Annotated in this window: 12 protein-coding genes; 8 read left to right on the forward strand and 4 right to left on the reverse strand. The window is 73.0% G+C overall.

All coding sequences use genetic code 11. From position 1 onward, the window contains the following. Positions 1 to 67 precede the first annotated feature (67 nt). On the forward strand, positions 68 to 997 hold the full coding sequence (locus AC5L34_RS18535) for an NAD(+)/NADH kinase (RefSeq protein WP_363895739.1): 930 nt from the start codon (positions 68 to 70) through the stop codon (positions 995 to 997). Between the two features lie 10 nt (positions 998 to 1,007). On the opposite strand, the gene pgm is transcribed toward AC5L34_RS18535, so the two are convergent. Further along, positions 1,008 to 2,654: a phosphoglucomutase (alpha-D-glucose-1,6-bisphosphate-dependent) gene (gene pgm, locus AC5L34_RS18540; RefSeq protein WP_441176367.1), complete on the reverse strand. Its 1,647-nt coding sequence runs from the start codon at positions 2,652 to 2,654 to the stop codon at positions 1,008 to 1,010. After that, positions 2,651 to 3,883: a glucose-1-phosphate adenylyltransferase gene (gene glgC / locus AC5L34_RS18545; RefSeq protein WP_121395617.1), complete on the reverse strand. Its 1,233-nt coding sequence runs from the start codon at positions 3,881 to 3,883 to the stop codon at positions 2,651 to 2,653. Before glgC ends, pgm begins: the two co-directional genes overlap by 4 nt. Before the next feature lie 71 nt (positions 3,884 to 3,954). On the opposite strand from glgC, the gene glgA reads away from it, so the two are divergent. The 4 genes from glgA (at position 3,955) to glgB (ending at position 10,220) form a co-directional block, all read left to right on the forward strand. Next, positions 3,955 to 5,163: a glycogen synthase gene (gene glgA, locus AC5L34_RS18550; protein ID WP_494826117.1), complete on the forward strand. Its 1,209-nt coding sequence runs from the start codon at positions 3,955 to 3,957 to the stop codon at positions 5,161 to 5,163. 72 nt (positions 5,164 to 5,235) lie between these two features. Next, a complete protein-coding gene (locus AC5L34_RS18555; protein WP_441176364.1) occupies positions 5,236 to 5,751 on the forward strand; it encodes a DUF3592 domain-containing protein in 516 nt (171 codons plus the stop codon). A 279-nt stretch (positions 5,752 to 6,030) separates the two neighbouring features. After that, positions 6,031 to 8,130, forward strand: a complete 2,100-nt coding sequence (locus AC5L34_RS18560; RefSeq protein WP_494826119.1) for an alpha-1,4-glucan--maltose-1-phosphate maltosyltransferase — start codon at positions 6,031 to 6,033, stop codon at positions 8,128 to 8,130. Continuing rightward, complete coding sequence (glgB, locus tag AC5L34_RS18565; protein ID WP_441176362.1) at positions 8,118 to 10,220, forward strand: 1,4-alpha-glucan branching protein GlgB; 2,103 nt, start codon at positions 8,118 to 8,120, stop codon at positions 10,218 to 10,220. The genes AC5L34_RS18560 and glgB overlap by 13 nt, the downstream gene beginning before the upstream one ends. A 188-nt stretch (positions 10,221 to 10,408) precedes the next feature. On the opposite strand, the gene AC5L34_RS18570 is transcribed toward glgB, so the two are convergent. Both AC5L34_RS18570 and AC5L34_RS18575 read right to left on the reverse strand, forming a co-directional pair. Continuing rightward, positions 10,409 to 12,445: a family 10 glycosylhydrolase gene (locus tag AC5L34_RS18570; protein WP_494826121.1), complete on the reverse strand. Its 2,037-nt coding sequence runs from the start codon at positions 12,443 to 12,445 to the stop codon at positions 10,409 to 10,411. Between the two features lie 505 nt (positions 12,446 to 12,950). Continuing rightward, positions 12,951 to 13,991, reverse strand: coding sequence for an App1 family protein phosphatidate phosphatase (locus tag AC5L34_RS18575; RefSeq protein WP_441176360.1), 1,041 nt, complete (start codon positions 13,989 to 13,991; stop codon positions 12,951 to 12,953). 216 nt (positions 13,992 to 14,207) lie between these two features. Here AC5L34_RS18575 and AC5L34_RS18580 point away from each other — a divergent pair, with 216 nt between their 5' ends. The 3 genes from AC5L34_RS18580 (at position 14,208) to AC5L34_RS18590 (ending at position 17,464) form a co-directional block, all read left to right on the forward strand. Next, a complete protein-coding gene (locus tag AC5L34_RS18580; RefSeq protein WP_494826123.1) occupies positions 14,208 to 15,827 on the forward strand; it encodes a glycosyltransferase family protein in 1,620 nt (539 codons plus the stop codon). Between the two features lie 62 nt (positions 15,828 to 15,889). Continuing rightward, positions 15,890 to 16,687: a peroxide stress protein YaaA gene (gene yaaA / locus AC5L34_RS18585; protein ID WP_494826125.1), complete on the forward strand. Its 798-nt coding sequence runs from the start codon at positions 15,890 to 15,892 to the stop codon at positions 16,685 to 16,687. A gap of 102 nt (positions 16,688 to 16,789) precedes the next feature. Continuing rightward, the gene (locus AC5L34_RS18590; protein ID WP_494826127.1) at positions 16,790 to 17,464 is read left to right on the forward strand and encodes a hypothetical protein; all 675 of its coding nucleotides are present in this window, start codon (positions 16,790 to 16,792) and stop codon (positions 17,462 to 17,464) included. Positions 17,465 to 17,605: the final 141 nt, after the last annotated feature.

The following is a 17,605-nucleotide window of genomic DNA, read 5'->3' on the forward strand; positions in this document are numbered from 1 at the left end:
CGCGGAGCACCGCCGCACCTGTGCGTTCCGGCCACCCGGCAGGCCCGGCGTGTGGTGAGCTGTAGCCATGGAACGGATCCGGCTCGGGCTGGTGCTGCACCCGACCCGGGACGTGACCGAGGTGGTGGAGATCATCGAACGCTGGGCGGACCGGCAGGGGATGACCCTCGCGGTCCGCGCCGAGGACAGCCACCGGGTGCCGGCGAGCGTCGAGCCACTGCCCGTCGACCAGGTGCCGGTGGTGTGCGACGCGCTGATCAGCATCGGCGGGGACGGCACGATGCTCGGTGCGCTGCGCTCGGCCGTACACGACCCGAAGCCGGTGCTCGGCGTGCACCTGGGCCGGCTGGGGTTCCTGGTGGAGGTCGAGCCGCCGGAGCTGCCGGCGGCGCTGGACCGGTTGGCCGCTCGGGACTTCACGGTGGAGCGGCACAGCTGCCTCGTCTGCGACGTGTGCGGCGACGACGTCGTGGCCTTCAACGACATCGCGCTGGTGCGGCAGCCCGGCGCCGGCTTCGTGTCCGCCACCCTCGCCGTGGACGGTCAGCGGTACGGCTTCTACCGCTGCGACGCGCTGGTGGTGAGCACCCCGAGCGGCTCGACCGCCTACAGCTACGCCGCCGGCGGCCCCCTGGTCTCGCCCGCCAGTGATGCCGTGGTGGTGACCCCGTCGGCGCCGATGGCGGGCATCTCGAGGGCGGTGGTGCTCTCCCCCGAGGAGGCCATCCAGTTGGAGCTGACGCCGGGCTCCGCCCCGGTCGCGGTCGAGATGGACGGCCGGATCTTCCGGGAGGCCGCCACCTCCGGCGCGTTGCAGGTGCGCTACCGCCGCGACGCCGGCCTGGTGGTACGCCTCGACCCGCGCCGCTACCAGGAGCGCAACCAGCTCAAGCTCAGCCTGCTGGACCTGCCGCTACTGCCCGAGCAGTTGCGCGAACTGCTCCCCGAGAACCTGCGCGAGCAGCTCAACCGTCGCCAGCTCCCGCCGCCCCGCTGATTGGTGGTGGTCAGGACTTGGCCAGGACGTCGGACACCAGGTCCTTCGCCTCCTGCTGGATCCGGGCCAGGTGCTCCGGGCCCTGGAAGGACTCGGCGTAGATCTTGTAGACGTCCTCGGTGCCCGACGGCCGGGCGGCGAACCAGCCGGACTCCGTGGTCACCTTCAGGCCGCCGATCGGCGCGTCGTTGCCCGGCGCGGTGGTGAGGGTCGCGGTGATCGGCTCGCCGGCCAGTTCGGTGGCGGTCACCTGCTCCGGTGAGAGCCTGCCGAGCACGGCCTTCTCCTCCCGGGTCGCGGGCGCGTCGATGCGGGCGTACGCGGGCGCGCCGAAGCGCTCGGCCAGCTCCGTCCAGTGCTGGCTGGGGGTGCGTCCCGTGGTCGCGATGATCTCGGCGGCGAGCAGGCAGAGCAGGAGGCCGTCCTTGTCGGTGGTCCACGTGCCGCCGTCGCGGCGCAGGAAGGACGCCCCCGCGCTCTCCTCGCCGCCGAAGCCCACCGCGCCGTCGAGCAGCCCCGGCACGAACCACTTGAAGCCGACCGGCACCTCCAGCAGCGGGCGGCCCAGGTCGGCGGCGACCCGGTCGATCATCGAGGAGGAGACGAGCGTCTTGCCGACCGCTGCGGCCGGGCCCCACCCCGTCCGCGTGCGGAACAGGTGGGCGATCGCCACCGCGAGGTAGTGGTTGGGGTTCATCAGGCCGCCGTCGGGGGTGACGATGCCGTGCCGGTCGGCGTCGGCGTCGTTGCCGGTGGAGACCTGGTAGTCGGCGCGGGCGGCGATCAGCGAGGCCATCGCGTTCGGCGAGGAGCAGTCCATCCGGATCTTGCCGTCGCCGTCCAGCGTCATGAACCGCCAGGTCGGGTCGACCGTCGGGTTGACCACGGTCAGGTCCAGGCGGTGCCGCTCGGCGATCTCGCCCCAGTAGGCCACGCTCGCGCCACCGAGCGGGTCAGCGCCGATGCGCACCCCGGCGTCGCGGATCGCGTCGACGTCGATCGCCGCCGGCAGGTCGTCGACGTAGCGGGCGAGGAAGTCGTACGACCCGGTGGTGTCGGCGGCGCGGGCCCGGGCGTACGGGATCCGCCGGACCTCCTTCAGGCCGTCGGCGAGGATCGCGTTGGCGCGGTCCTGGATCCACCTCGTGACGTCGGAGTCCGCCGGGCCGCCGTGGGTGGGGTTGTACTTGAAGCCGCCGTCGTCGGGCGGGTTGTGCGACGGGGTGATGACGATGCCGTCGGCGAGCCCGCTGGTGCGTCCCCGGTTGTGGGTGAGGATGGCGTGCGACACCGCCGGGGTGGGCGTGTAGCCGTCGCGGCTGTCCAGCAGCACGGTCACCTCGTTGGCGGCGAGCACCTCGAGCGCGTCCACGGCGGCCGGAGCCGAGAGCGCGTGGGTGTCGCGGCCGAGGAAGAGCGGCCCGTCCAGGCCCCGCTCCCGCCGGTAGTCGCAGAGCGCCTGGGTGACCGCGAGGATGTGGTCGGAGTTGAACGCGTTGCGCAGGCTCGACCCGCGGTGCCCGGACGTGCCGAAGGAGACCTGCTGCGCCGGGTCCTGCGGGTCGGGGTGCTCGGCGTAGTAGGCGGTCACCAGCCGCGGCACGTCGACCAGGTCGGCGGGCTGGGCGGGCTTGCCGGCCCGGGGATGACTGCTCACGGTTCCACCTTCTGTCCCTTGCCGATGACCACGATGCCGTTGTCGGAGACGGTGTAGCGCTGCCGGTCCTTCTCCAGGTCGACGCCGATCTCCGCGCCCTCGGGCACGACCACGTTCTTGTCGAGGATCGCCCGGCGGACGACCGCGTGCCGGCCGATGTCGACCCCCTCCATGAGCACCGCGCCGTCCACGTGCGCCCAGGAGTGCACCTTCACCTTGGGCGAGACGACCGAGTTCTCCACCAGGGAGCCGGAGATCACCGCGCCGGGCGAGACCATCGAGGCGACCGCCCGGCCGACCCGCTCGCCCCACTGGTGCACGAACTTGGCGGGCGGGTAGGTGAGCTGCCCGGTGTAGATGGGCCACTCGAAGTTGTAGAGGTTGAACACGGGGTGCACGTTGATCAGGTCCATGTGGGCGTCGTAGAAGGAGTCGAGCGTCCCCACGTCGCGCCAGTAGCCGCGGTCCCGGTCGGTGCTGCCCGGCACCTCGTTGTCGCGGAAGTCGTAGACGTTGGCCTCGCCGCGCTCCACGAGCATCGGGATGATGCTGCCGCCCATGTCGTGCTTGCTGGTCTTGTCCTCCGCGTCGCGCTCGACCGCCTCGCACAGCGCCTTCGTGCTGAACACGTAGTTGCCCATCGACGCGTAGATCTGGTCGGGCGCGTCGGGCAGGCCGACCGCGTCCGTCGGCTTCTCGCGGAACGCCCGGATCCGCCGGCCGTCCTCGCCGACCTCGATCACGCCGAACTGGTCGGCCATCGACAGCGGCTGCCGGATGCCGGCCACGGTGACGCCGGCGCCGGAGGCGATGTGGTCCTCCACCATCTGGCGCGGGTCCATCCGGTAGATGTGGTCGGCGCCGAAGACGATCACGTGGTCCGGCTGCTCGTCGTGGATCAGGTTGAAGCTCTGGTAGATGGCGTCGGCGGAGCCGGCGAACCACCACGGGCCGCGCCGCTGCTGCGCCGGCACGGGCGTGACGTAGTTGCCGAGCAGGGTCGACATCCGCCACGTCTTGGTGATGTGCCGGTCCAGCGAGTGGGACTTGTACTGGGTCAGCACGACGATCTTCAGATAGCCGGCGTTCGCCAGGTTGGACAGGACGAAGTCGACCATGCGGTACATCCCGCCGAACGGGACGGCCGGCTTGGCCCGGTCCGTGGTGAGCGGCATGAGGCGCTTGCCTTCTCCGCCGGCCAGGACGATCGCGAGCACCTTGGCAGCCATGTCCAGACGCTATCCATCCCCGTGGGACTTCACCACTCGTACGGGCACACTTCTGCACTAGGGTGCGGGGGATGACGGACTCCACACCACTTCGCGTCGATCTGCTGACCCGGGAGTACCCGCCGGAGGTGTACGGCGGGGCCGGCGTGCACGTGGAGTACCTGTCCCGTGAGCTGCGTGGACTCGCCGAGGTGCGGGTGCACTGCTTCGGCGCGGCGCGCACCGAGCCGGGCGTCACCGCGTACGCCGAGCCGGCGGGCCTGACCGGCGCGAACGCCGCGCTGCGGACGATGGGTGTGGACCTGGAGATGGCGGCGGCGTGCGCCGGCACCGACGTGGTGCACAGCCACACCTGGTACGCAAACTTCGCCGGGCACACGGCGAAGCTGCTGCACGGCGTGCCGCACGTGGTGACCGCGCACAGCCTGGAGCCGCTGCGGCCGTGGAAGGCCGAGCAGCTCGGCGGCGGCTACGCGCTCTCCTCCTGGTGCGAGCGCACGGCGTTCGAGGCGGCCGACGCGATCATCGCGGTCAGCGAGGGGATGCGCCGCGACGTGCTGACCGCCTACCCGGCGGTCAACCCGGACCGGGTGCGGGTGGTGCACAACGGCATCGACACGGCGCAGTACGCCCCGGACCACGGCACGGACGTCGTGGACCGGCTCGGGATCGACCCGGCCCGGCCCAGCGTCGTGTACGTGGGGCGGATCACCCGGCAGAAGGGCCTGCCCTACCTGCTGCGGGCGGCGCGCGACCTGCCGGCGGACACCCAGCTGGTGCTGCTCGCCGGCGCGCCGGACACCCCGGAGATCGCCGCCGAGGTGGAGGGCCTGGTGGGCGAGCTGCGGGCGAACCGCTCCGGCGTGGTGTGGGTGGCCGAGATGCTGCCGAAGCACGAGGTGATCCAGGTGCTCACCCACGCCACCGTCTTCGTCTGCCCCTCCGTCTACGAGCCGATGGGCATCGTGAACCTGGAGGCGATGGCGTGCGAGACGGCGGTGGTGGCCACCGCCACCGGCGGCATCCCGGAGGTGGTCGCCGACGGCGAGACCGGGCTGCTGGTCCCCATCGAGCAGGCCACCGACGGCTCCGGCCGGCCGCTGGACCCGGGCCGGTTCGTCGCCGACCTCGCGGCCCGGATGAACGAGGTGCTCGCCGACCCGGGCCGCACCAAGGAACTCGGCCTCGCAGGCCGGCGCCGGGCGGTCGAGCACTTCTCCTGGGACGCCCTTGCCCGGCGGACCCTGGAGGTGTACCGGTCGGTGGGCGCCACGGGCTGAGCCGGCGAGGTCGCCGGATCCGGCCGCTGACCGTCGATGACGTGTCTTGCCGACGGCGGGCAGGATGGCGGCATGGGCTGGCGGAGAAGACGCGCGCCGCTCCGGCTGCGCAGCCGGTGGCTGCCCGGATACTGGCTGCGCCACCCCCTGCTCAGCCTCGTGGTCCTGCTGCTCGGAGCCGTGGTGTTCGTGCTGCTCGGGATCGACTCGGCACACCGCGCGCACCGGTTGGACGCGTACGGCGTGCGCGCCGCGGCGACGGTGCTGGAGGTGCACGACCTTCAGCGGGACTCGTACGTGGTGGCCGCCTTCACCACGGCCGACGGCCACCACGTCGTCACGCAGGTCAGCGACTACTACTGGCGTCCACGGCCCCGGGTGGGCGACGCGGCAACCGTGCTCTACGACCCCGCCGACCCCGCCGGGATCGTGCGCGACGTACGCATCGGCGACGACTCCGTCATGGCGTGGCTCGGCGTCGGCCTGGGTGTGGCGTTGGGTCTGGGCGGTGGTGTGTTCCTGTGGCGCACCTGGTCGATGTGGCGCGAGAACGCCGAAGACTGGCGGTCCGGACGCCACTTCGCCTGACGGCCGACTCTGGACCCTGGATGAGCGGGGCTGGATCGAGGTGCACCAGGGCAAGGGCTCGTTCGTGACGCCCGAGCCGCCCGCCTGAACCCCGATCTTCCACCGGCTGGGCATGGCGTTCCGAATCTCGGGACAGCAGTAGATCTTGGCAGGAACGGCCCTTCAAGGGGCCACTTCGTACCAAGACCTACGCCGCCACTACCCACGCCCGCCACCGGCCGCCAGGGCGATGGGGTGCTTGGCCGCGCGCGAAAGGATCTCGCGCAGTAGGTTGAACCGGTGACTGGACGGTTCCCGATCGAAGACGTCTCCCCCGTCGTCTCCTGCGGTCGCTACCCGGCCAAGGCGGTGGTCGACGAGCCGGTGCCGGTGTCGGCCCGCGCCTACCGCGAGGGGCACGACGCGCTCGGCTGCAACGTGGTCTGGCGCGGCCCCGACGGGCGGGCGCGGCCGTTCACCCGGATGCGCCCCGGCGAGCCGGGGCAGGACCGCTGGCACGCCGTGATCCGCCCCGACGCGGTCGGCGAGTGGACCTTCACGGTGGAGGCGTTCCAGGACCCGTACCTGACCTGGCAGAACGCGGTCACCAAGAAGATCGCCGCCGGGCAGGGGCCACAGGAGCTGGCCAACGACCTCGCCGAGGGCGTACGGGTGCTGACCGCCGCCGTCGAGCTGGTGCCGGCCGGCGACGCGAAGCGGGTCCGCGCGGCGGTGGCGGCGCTGGGTGACGCCGGGAAGGAGCTGCCCCGGCGGGTGGCCCCGGCGCTGGAGCTGGCCACCCTGCTCTGGGAGCACCCCGTCCGCGAGCTGGTCACCACCGGCGAGGAGCACCGGCTCTGGGTGGACCGGTGGCGGGCGCTCTTCTCGGCCTGGTACGAGTTCTTCCCCCGCTCCGAGGGGGCCGTCCCGGCGACCGTCGACGCCCCGGCGCGCTCCGGCACGTTCACCACCGCCGTCGAGCGCCTGCCGGGCGTCGCCGCGATGGGCTTCGACGTGCTCTACCTGCCGCCGATCCACCCGATCGGCCGGGTCAACCGCAAGGGCCGCAACAACGCGCTCACCGCCGGGCCGGACGACGTCGGCTCGCCGTGGGCGATCGGCGCCGCCGAGGGCGGCCACGACGCCATCCACCCCGATCTGGGTACGCCGGAGGACTTCCGGGACTTCGTGGCTGCCGCCGCCGAGCAGGGCCTCGAGGTGGCGATGGACCTGGCGTTGCAGTGCGCGCCGGACCACCCGTGGGTGACCGAGCATCCGGAGTGGTTCACCACCCGGGCCGACGGCAGCATCGCGTACGCGGAGAACCCGCCGAAGAAGTACCAGGACATCTACCCGCTGAACTTCGACAACGATCCGGAGGGAATCCGGGCGGAGGTCCTGCGGGTGGTGCTGCACTGGGTCGGCGAGGGCATCCGGATCTTCCGGGTCGACAACCCGCACACCAAGCCGTTCGACTTCTGGCACTGGCTGATCGTCGAGGTGAAGAAGGTCGACCCGGGCGTGCTCTTCCTCGCCGAGGCGTTCACCCGGCCGGCGATCATGCACGGGCTGGGCAAGATCGGCTTCACCCAGTCGTACACCTACTTCACCTGGCGCACGTCGGCGGCGGAGATGCGGGCGTACTGCGAGGAGCTGGTCGAGGCGGCCGACTACATGCGGCCCAACTTCTGGCCCAACACGCCGGACATCCTGCACGAGTCGTTGCAGCACGGCGGCCCGCCGATGTTCAAGATCCGGGCGGTGCTGGCCGCGCTGCTCTCCCCCTCCTGGGGCATGTACGCCGGCTACGAGCTGTTCGAGCACACCGCCCGCCCCGGCGCGGAGGAGTACCTCGACAACGAGAAGTACGAGCTGCGCCCCCGCGACTGGGCCGGCGCGCAGGCCCAGGGCCGCTCGCTGGCCCCGTTCATCGCCGTGCTGAACCGGGTGCGCCGGGAGAACCCGGCCCTGCACCAGCTGCGCAACCTGGTCTTCCACGAGATCGACAACCCGGCGCTGCTCTGCTGGTCGAAGCACGACCCGGGCATGGGCAACACGGTCCTCGTCGTCTGCTCGTTCGACCCGCAGGCCGTGCAGTGGGGCAACACCACGCTGGACATGCCCGCGCTCGGGCTGGACTGGCACGACCGGTTCACGGTGCGCGACGAGCTGACCGGCGCCAGCTACGACTGGGGCCAGCGCAACGCCGTACGCCTCGACCCGTACCTGCAACCGGCGCACGTGCTGACCGTGCGCCGGGCGGCCCCCGATCCCGCCGCCGGCCCGGCGGCGGCCACCGGCGCGCCGGACCTGACCGTCGAAGACGTTCCCGACGACCTCTCGGGCGGCACCGCGCCCACCGCTCCCGCCCAGAAGGACGACGCCCGATGGACAAGCTGATCGCCGGCGCAACGCACGACCCGCACGCCGTCCTCGGCGCGCACCCGGCCGACGGGCGGACCCTCGTCCGGACGCTGCGCCGGGGTGCCGCCGACGTCGTCCTCGTCGTCGACGGCGAGCGGCACCCGATGCGGCGGGTGCACGACGTCGGGGTGTTCGAGGCGACGGTGGCGGGCGAGGTGCTCGACTACCGCGTCGAGGTCGACGGCCGGCTCCACGACGACCCGTACCGCTACCCGCCCACCCTGGGCGAGCTGGACCTGCACCTCATCGGCGAGGGCCGCCACGAGCGGCTCTGGGAGGCGCTCGGCGCCCGGGTCTTCGACGAGGGCGTCGCGTTCTCCGTCTGGGCGCCGAACGCGCGCGGGGTCCGGGTGGTCGGCGACTTCGCGGGCTGGGCGCCGGACGACGGCTGGCCGATGCGCTCGCTCGGCGGCAGCGGCGTGTGGGAGCTGTTCGTCCCCGGCGTCGGGGCGGGCGCCCGCTACAAGTACCGGATCCTGGGCGCCGACGGGCAGTGGCGGGACAAGGCCGACCCCCTGGCGGCGTACGCGGAGGTGCCGCCGGCCACCGCGTCGGTGGTGCACCACTCGACGTACGAGTGGGGCGACGCCGACTGGCTGGCGCGGCGGGGCCGGCGGCAGCCGCACCAGGAGCCGATGAGCGTCTACGAGGTGCACCTCGGCTCGTGGCGTCCCGGGCTGGGCTACCGGGAGCTGGCCGAGCAGCTGACCGCGTACGTCACCGAGCTGGGCTTCACGCACGTGGAGTTCATGCCCGTGATGGAGCACCCGTTCGGCGGCTCCTGGGGTTACCAGGTCACCGGCTACTACGCGCCCACGTCCCGCTTCGGCGACCCCGACGAGTTCCGGCACCTCGTGGACGCCCTGCACGCCGCCGGGATCGGCGTGATCCTGGACTGGGTGCCCGCGCACTTCCCCAAGGACGAGTGGGCGCTGGCCCGCTTCGACGGCACCGCCCTCTACGAGCACCCCGACCCGCGCCGGGGCGAGCACCCCGACTGGGGCACGTACGTCTTCGACTTCGGCCGCCCGGAGGTGCGCAACTTCCTGGTCGCCAACGCGCTCTACTGGTGCGAGCAGTTCCACGTCGACGGGCTGCGGGTGGACGCGGTGGCCTCGATGCTCTACCTGGACTACTCCCGGCAGGAGGGGCAGTGGCTGCCCAACCGCTACGGCGGCCGGGAGAATCTGGAGGCCATCGCGCTCATGCAGGAGGTGAACGCGACGGTCTACAAGCACCACGCCGGGGTGGTGCTGATCGCCGAGGAGTCCACCGCCTGGCCGGGCGTCACCCGCGCCACGGCCGACGGCGGGCTCGGTTTCGGTTTCAAGTGGAACATGGGCTGGATGCACGACACCCTGCTCTACACCTCCAAGGACCCGGTCTACCGGCAGCACCACCACCATCAGCTCACGTTCTCCCTGGCGTACGCCTGGAGCGAGAACTACGTGCTGCCGATCAGCCACGACGAGGTGGTGCACGGCAAGGGCTCCCTCGCGGGCAAGATGCCCGGCGACACCTGGCAGCGGTTGGCCAACGTACGCGCCCTGCTGGCGTACATGTGGGCGCACCCGGGCAAGCAACTGCTCTTCATGGGCTGCGAGCTGGCCGACGACCGGGAGTGGAGCGAGGAGCGGGGCCTCGACTGGTACCTGCTGCACGACCCGGCCCGCGCCGGCGTACAACGCCTCGTCGCCGACCTGAACCGCGTCTACCGGGACACCCCGGCGCTGTGGGCGCAGGACACCGAGCCGGCCGGCTTCCGCTGGATCGCCGGCGACGACGTCGCCAACAACACCGTCTCGTTCGTCCGGATCGCCCCCGACGGCGCGACCCTGGTCTGCGTGGCGAACTTCTCCGCCCGACCGCTGGAGGACTACCGGGTGGGGTTGCCGGCCGGCGGCACCTGGGCGGAGGTGCTCAACACCGACGCCCACCACTACGGCGGCTCGGGGGTGGGCAACCTGGGCGCGGTGCGGGCCGAGGACGTGCCGTGGCACGGGCTGCCCGCCTCAGCGGCGCTGCGGGTGCCGCCCCTCGGCGTCCTCTGGCTGCGCCGCGACTGAACGGGCGGCAGCCCGCACGCGCCCACCACCGGTCACCGGCCCCGACCCGCGCCGTTCGACCCCACGGAAGATCTTGGTAGGAACCGGCCCCTGGAGGGGTCAGTTCCTACCAAGATCTCCGGTCATCCCAAGAAGCCGAGCGGACCGGCACGGCTTCGACCGTACGACAGATTCTCCGTCGGCTCGGCTCAGAGTCGGGTGATCCGGACCGCGTCGGCGACTACGTACCCCTGGGTGCTGGTCCAGCGGCTGACCCCGACGACCTGGCGCGTCCCCGCGGCGAGGTCGTAGGTGCCCAGCACCCGCCACTGACCGCCGCCGGTGCGCTGGTCGACCCTGGCCGTCACGGTCCCGCTCGCCGTCGTCACCAGGTACGGCGTGGCGCTGTTGTAGCCGGGGTCGGCCGGATACCAGACCTCGACCCGGTAGCTGCCCGTGGCGGGCAGCGTCGCGCTGAACCAGGCCGGGTCGCTGACCGCCTCCGGGCTGGCGAAGCGGTAGTTGGCGCCGTAGCGCGCCGGGAGGTACGACGACGTGCCCCAGGTGGCGGCTGCGGTGAAGCCGCCGGCGGTGGCGTTGTCCACGATCACGCTGAACGTGCCTCCGGTGCCGGTGACGACCCGCGCGTTGCTGGCGGCGCTCTCGTGGTGCAGCCGGTCCAGGGCCGTCACCAGATAGCGGTACGTCGAGCCGGCCGCCGCGGTGGCGTCGGTGAACGTCCCGGTCGTACCCGAGGCGCGGACCGTGCCGAGCAGGTGACGGGCGTCGGCCAGGTCGCAGGCGTCGACCGCGCCGTCGCCGGGCAGCCGGTAGACCGCGTACGCGGCGGTGCTGCCGGTGGCGCCGCGCTGCCAGGTGAGGGTCACGCCGCCGGTGCCGCGTACCGCCGAGGTGAGGTTGGGTGCGGCGGGCGCGACGCCGCCCACCCCGGCCGGTGCCAGCGCGGGCCGGCGGTAGTGGTCGGTCGCCACCCGGGAGACGGCGCCGATCCGGTCGGCGCGGACGTCCTTGGCGCTGAAGTGGATGTCGCCGACGATCCTCGGGTGGCTGCGGTTGAGCGTCAGGTGGTCGGTCAGCTCGGCCGGGTCCTGCCAGGCGGCGTCCTGCCCCGTTGCGCCGGCCCGGTAGGTGGCCTGCCCGACGAGCAACTGCACGTCGGTGCCGGTCACCGTCTCGGACCACCAGCGCACCAGCTCCGCGTAGTCGGCCGCCGGGTGGCCGATGTGCCAGTAGATCTGCGGGGCGATGTAGTCGACCCAACCCTGCCGCACCCAGCGCCGGGTGTCGGCGTAGATCGCGTCGTACGACTGGAGCCCGGTGGTACGCGAGCCGAGCGGATCGGTGCCGGCGTTGCGCCAGATGCCGAACGGGCTGACGCCCAGCTTCACCCACGGCTTGGCCGCCCGGATCCTGTCGCGCATCTCCCGCACCAGCAGGTTGACGTTGTTGCGCCGCCAGTCGCCGATGCTGCTGAAGCCTGAGCCGTACTGGGCGTAGGTGGCCTGGTCGGGGAAGGCCATCCCGCTGACCGGGTACGGGTAGAAGTAGTCGTCCCAGTGCACCGCGTCGATGTCGTAGCGCTTGACGGCGTCCATCATCGCGTCCTGCACGAAGGCGCGGACGGCCGGGATGCCGGGGTTGTAGTAGATGTGTCCGCCGTAGGTGACGGTCCAGCCCGGGTTCTTGCGGGCCGGGTGGCTGGCCGCCAGCTTGCTGAGGTCGGTGTGGTTCGCCACCCGGTACGGGTTGAACCAGGCGTGGAACTCCAGGTTGCGGGCGTGCGCCTCGGCGACCATGAAGGCCAGCGGGTCGTAGCCGGGGTTGGTGCCCTGGGTGCCGGTGAGCCACTGCGACCACGGCTCGTACGTCGACGGCCAGAACGCGTCGGCGGCGGGCCGGATCTGCACGACGACGGCGTTCATCCGCCGCTGCTGGGCCAGGTCGAGCCAGCCCCGGTACTCCGCCTGCTGGGCGGCCGGGGTGAGCCCGGTGCGGCTGGGCCAGTCGATGTTGGCCACGCTGGCGATCCACATGCCGCGCAGCTGCCGCTTCGGGGTGGCCGGGTCGGTCACGCAGGCCGCCTGGGCGGCGACCGGCACGGCGTCCGTCGCGGCGACCGGGACTGCGGGCCGGGAGGCGGGGGCGCCCGTGGGGACGGCCACGCCGAGCGCCAGCGCCGCAACGAGGGCAAGCCCGGACAGGTATCGACCATAATCTCTACGCACGAAAAGATGTTCAATGTTGCCGGCTTGTTGCGCAAGTATCCTTCACAACTTTTCGTCCGGCGAGCTCCACCACTGGCTGGAACGAGAGACTCCGACCCGCACACCGCTCACGGTGCGTCACCCCGAGCTGGACGGCCCCAGTTATCACTCTGCGTAATTAGTTTCCGCCCTGCGAGAAGCTCGGAATTCGACAATCCACGTCAAGGAACGGCACGACCAGGCAATTCACGGCACCCCGGCCGGAACGCCCCCATGCCCCCGCGCTGCGCTTTGCTCTGCAGCCATATCAGCACCACGCACGCTGCGTTAGTGGTGCCTATTTGGCTGCAGAGCAAAGCGACGGAGCAGGCACGGCCCGAAGCAGGAGTCAACCACTCCGCGTAACGCGAGCATCTGTTGCGGCTCCACTGCACGCGCACCCGAGGGGCGCCCCGTGCAGGTCGAACCAGCGTCCCCCGAGGGCATGCCGGGGAGGTGAGAGCGTGACGGGGCCGTGGGGTGCGGGTCAGACCAGGCCGACGTCGCGTAGGAGCTTCCAGAGGCCGGCGCCGTCGGGCGCGGAGAGCCACTTCTGCCCCACCGGCCCCGCCGACGACTCACCGCCCGGGGTGGGCAGGCTACCGGCCAGCACCGCCTGCGTGGGCGAGAGCCGACGGATCGCCACCCCGGCCACGTTCTCCGGGTGGGCTGCGGCGAACTCGCGGTAGATCTCCGGGTCGTGCTGCCCGTCGTCGCCGACCAGCAGCCACTTGACGTCGGGGAACTCGCGGGCCAGCCGGGCCAGGGTGACCCGCTTGTGCTCCCGCCCGCTGCGGAACCAGCGGTCGGCGGTCGGCCCCCAGTCGGTCAGCAGCAGCGGCCCGGCCGGGTAGAGGTGCCGGGACAGGAACCGGGTCAGCGTCGGCGCCACGTTCCAGGCGCCCGTGGAGAGGTAGAAGACCGGCGCGCCGGGGTGCGCGGTGACCAGCCGCTCGTAGAGCACCGCCATGCCGGGCACCGCGTTGCGGGCGTGCTCGTCGAGCACGAACGTGTTCCATGCGGCGAGCAGCGGTCGGGGCAGCGCGGTGACCATGACCGTGTCGTCGATGTCGGAGAGGATGCCGAAGCGCACCTCCGGGTCGAGGATGCGCACCGGCGCCTCCACCGGCTCGGCGTCCGGCAGGCTGATCCGCACCGAGCCCCAGCCGGGCGGCAGGTCCGCCTCGACCACCGCGTCGACGAAGCCGCTGCGGTCGGCGCGCGCCTCGTGCCGTTCTCCCCCGGCCTCGATGGTGACCGTGACGTGCTTGGCCGGCAGCGTGGTGAAGCTGCGCCAACCGCGTACCTTCTCCAGCCGGCCGCGCTGGCGGGTGTCCGGCCGGCCCAGCAGCACCCGGCACATCACCCGCACCCAGCCGGGCGCGCCGTAGCCGGTGTACGCGATGACGTTCGTGCGCCAGCCGGTGCGCCGCAGCCGGCGCTCGACCAGTGAGTGCACGGCGTCCTCGATCCGCGCGGCCCGGTGCAGGTTCGGTACGGCCAACTGGCCGGCGGGAGTGGGTGGCACGTCAGCAACCCTGCCACAACCCGGCCACCTCGGCCACGCGAGGCGATCTTCCCCGGCCACCGCGGACCTCGACGCCACCCCCGCCACAGTCCAGCAGCCGGCGGCCCTGAAGGTCGACGCCGCACCCGCGCGGATCGTCCGCGCTGCGCCGATCCGCCCCGCCCGGCCCCGGCGGCGTGAAACACTCCGGTCGGGACGACGACGGGGGCGTTGGTCGTGTCGCAACCAGTGCGCAAGCGTGGGCGGTGGCGCCCGCAGCTCGACCGGCCGGCGCTCGTCGCGCTCCTGTTCGGGCTGGCCGGGGTCGGCTACCGGCTGGTGCTGACCCTGTACACGGTGCCCGTCTCCAACAGCGACGAGGCGACGTTCGGGTTGGCCGCGCTGCACATCGCGCAGGGCCGTGAGCTGCCGGTCTTCCTCTACGGGCAGCGCTACATGGGAATGCTGGAGTCCTACCTGGCGGCGCCGCTGATCGCGGTGGCCGGGCCGAGCTGGCCGCTGCTGCGCCTGCCGCTGCTCGTGCTCTACGCCCTCTTCCTGTGGCTGATCCACCGGCTGACAAGGCGGATCTGCTCGCCCTGGTTCGCCGCCGGGATCGTCGGCCTGCTGGCGCTCGGCGGGGAACGGGTGGTGCGCGACCAACTGACCGTGGTCGGCGGCCGTCCCGAGGTCAAGGTCGCGGTGCTGCTGATGCTGCTGATCGCGGTGGGGCTCGCCCGGGGCACGGTGCGGCACCGCCGGCTGGCCGTCGGGCTCTTCGGCCTGCTCGCCGGGGTGGCCGCCTGGTCGGACTGGCTGATCCTGCCGTATCTGGGGGTGGCCGCGCTGGCGCTGCTCTGGGTGGCCCGCCGGGAGCTGCTCGGCCTGGCCGGGGTGCTGCTGCTGGCCGGGTTCGCCGTCGGAATCGCGCCGATGATCCGGGACAACCTCCTCGCCCCGCCGGGCGAGGACTCGCTGTCGGTGTTCCGCGAGATCAGCACCAAGGCCGGGCCGTCGCCGCCGTGGTCGCGGCGGCTCGACGGCGGGCTGCTGGAGGGGGTACCGCTCGCCGCCGGCCTCTGCCCGGTGGACGGCTGCGCCCGCTGGCAGGGGTGGTTCGGGCTGATCTATCCCGTACTGCTGGTGGTCGCCGCCGCGCTCGCCGTCGTCGCGTACCGCCGGGCCCCGGGCGCCCCCCGCGGCGAGCGGGTCGGCCCGGTGGTGCACCTCGCGCTGGTCGTCGGCGCGGTGCTGACCCTGCTGTCGTACGTGCGCAGCCCGCTCGCCGCCACCAGCCCCCTGGACAACGCCCGCTACCTGTCGGTGCTCCAGCTCTCCCTGCCGGCGGTGCTCTGGCCGCTCTGGCTGGCGGCGGTCGCCTGCTGGCGGGGCACCGTCGGGGCGCTCGGCCGGCTGGCGGGGGCGCTCGCCACCGCCGTGCTCGCCGCGCTGACCGCGACGACGCTGGTGGTCACCGTGCTGTTCGCCGTCACCGGCGCCGGGGCGTCCCGGATCGAGGAGCGGCAGGCACGCGAGCTGGCCGACCGGCTGCGCGCGGACGGCCCCCGCGAGGTGTACGGGGACTACTGGACCTGCAACCGGCTGATCTTCAACACCGCCGAGTCGGTGGTGTGCGGGGTGCTCGACGGCGACCTAACCCCCGGGCAGAACCGCTACCCGGCGTACTGGCGGCAGGTGGGGCGGGCCGACCGGCCCGGGTACGCGCTGGAGGCCGGATCGGCGGCGGAGCGGCGCCTGCGCGGGCTGCTGGGCGACCGGGCCGACGCCGCGCTCGTCGCCGAGGTCGGCGGGTATCGCGTGTACCACCCGCAGACGCCGGTGCGGCCGTGGCGGTAGGGCCGGCCCGTACGCTGGCCGCACCGGCGCGCGGATGCCGCGCCGAGCCGAGGAGTCCACCGATGCTCATCCTGCTGCCGCCCTCCGAGGGGAAGGCCGACGCCGGCACCGGCCGGCGGCTGGACCTCGCCCGGCTCTCCCTGCCGGAGTTGACCGGCGCGCGGGAGGAGGTGCTGACCGCCCTGGTGGCGCTCAGCGCCGACGGCGACGAGGAAGCGGCCCGGGCGGCGCTGGGGCTCAGCGAGGGCCAGCGCGGCGAGTTGCGCCGCAACGCGCGGCTGCGGGCGGCGGCCACCGCGCCTGCCGCGCGCGTCTACACGGGGGTGCTCTACGAGGCGCTCGACCTCGCCTCGCTGCCGGCGACCGCGCAGCGGGCGGCCCGCCGGTCGGTGCTGATCAGCTCGGGCCTCTGGGGGGCGGTACGCCTCACCGACCGGATCCCGCCCTACCGGTGCCCCGTCGGGGCGCGGCTGCCGGGGGTCGGCGCGCTGTCGGCGTACTGGCGGCGGGCGCTCGCGCCGGCGATGGCCGCTGCGGCCGGCGACGGGCCCGTGCTCGACCTGCGCTCCGGCGCGTACGCGGCCACCTGGGCGCCGCGGGGCGAAGTGGCCGAGCGCACGGTGACCGTCCGGGTGCTGCACGAGCGGGAGGTCGACGGGGTGCCCGTCCGCTCGGTGGTGAGCCACTTCAACAAGGCGACCAAGGGCCGGCTGGTCCGCGACCTGCTGACCGTCGGCGTCCGGCCGCGTACGGTCGGCGGGCTGCTGACCGCGTTGCGCGACCTGAAGTATCCGGTGCTGGAGCAGCCGGGCGTGGCGGGTCGGCCACGCCAGGTCGACGTGATCGTCACGGAGTTGTAGGGCAGCCGCAAGATTTCCTCAAGGCTGGGGCCGATCGGTTTCCCCCTCGGCGTCGACGGGCCACGGTATGAGGACCCCCGACGCCGACAAGGAGTGCCTGAGTTGGCTCCCGAACAGATCCTGCTCGACCGGCCGCGCCTGCCCTCGACCCCGCCGCCGCTGGACTGGTCGACCCTGGCCGACGCGTTCGAGGCCGCCTGCCTGCTGCGCTGCACGCCCCCGCCGGCCGTCGCCGGCACCCGCCGGCCGGTGCCGGAGCACCGTCCCCCGTTGGTGGAGTTCAACCGGGCGGAGGCGGCGCACCGGATGAGGCAGTTGCTCGGCCGGCTGGACGTCCCCATCGCGCACGAGGTGACCGTCGGCGGGCTACGCCGCCGCTTCGAACTGCACCGGCTCTCCGTGGCGCCGGAGCACCGGCCGGCGTACGCCCGGACCTTGGAGACCGGCTGGCGGCAGGGCCGGCGCGAACTGCTGGGCGGGCCGGTTCCGGGCGCGTCGACCGTACGGCGGGCGTGGCGGCCCCGGCTGGCCGCGGCGGCCTGGCGGGCCGCCCTGCTCGCCGGGGGACGCCACGTCCGCCGGCACATCCTCGGCATCCGGATCACCGACCGGGAGTTGGCCGCCATCCTGGTACGCGGTGCCGCCCTGCTGGACGTGCCGGCGCTGCTGCGTCCCGGCACCGGGTGCTACCTGGTCTGCGTCGCGGACGGCCCGGACCGCGAGCGGATCCTGCACAGCACCGCCCTGGATCCCGCCCACCTGCGCGAGCGGTCATGACGGCCGGATGAGCACGCCCGGTGTCGTCCGCGAGTACCACTCCGAGGAGGGGTGGGGGGTGACCGCCGCCGACACGGTGCCCTAGCCCGACGGAGGGGGGCGGGTTGCGGCGGCGGCCCGCACGGCGCAGAGTGCAGCCCG

Source organism: Micromonospora sp. ZG13, from assembly GCF_059359355.1.

Coding starts and splice junctions, on each gene's coding strand:
- AC5L34_RS18535 (WP_363895739.1), top strand. CDS start 68: ATGGAACGGATCCGGCTCGGGCTGGTGCTGCACCCGACCCGGGACGTG.
- glgC (WP_121395617.1), bottom strand. CDS start 3,883: ATGGCTGCCAAGGTGCTCGCGATCGTCCTGGCCGGCGGAGAAGGCAAG.
- AC5L34_RS18555 (WP_441176364.1), top strand. CDS start 5,236: ATGGGCTGGCGGAGAAGACGCGCGCCGCTCCGGCTGCGCAGCCGGTGG.
- yaaA (WP_494826125.1), top strand. CDS start 15,890: ATGCTCATCCTGCTGCCGCCCTCCGAGGGGAAGGCCGACGCCGGCACC.
- glgA (WP_494826117.1), top strand. CDS start 3,955: ATGACGGACTCCACACCACTTCGCGTCGATCTGCTGACCCGGGAGTAC.
- glgB (WP_441176362.1), top strand. CDS start 8,118: ATGGACAAGCTGATCGCCGGCGCAACGCACGACCCGCACGCCGTCCTC.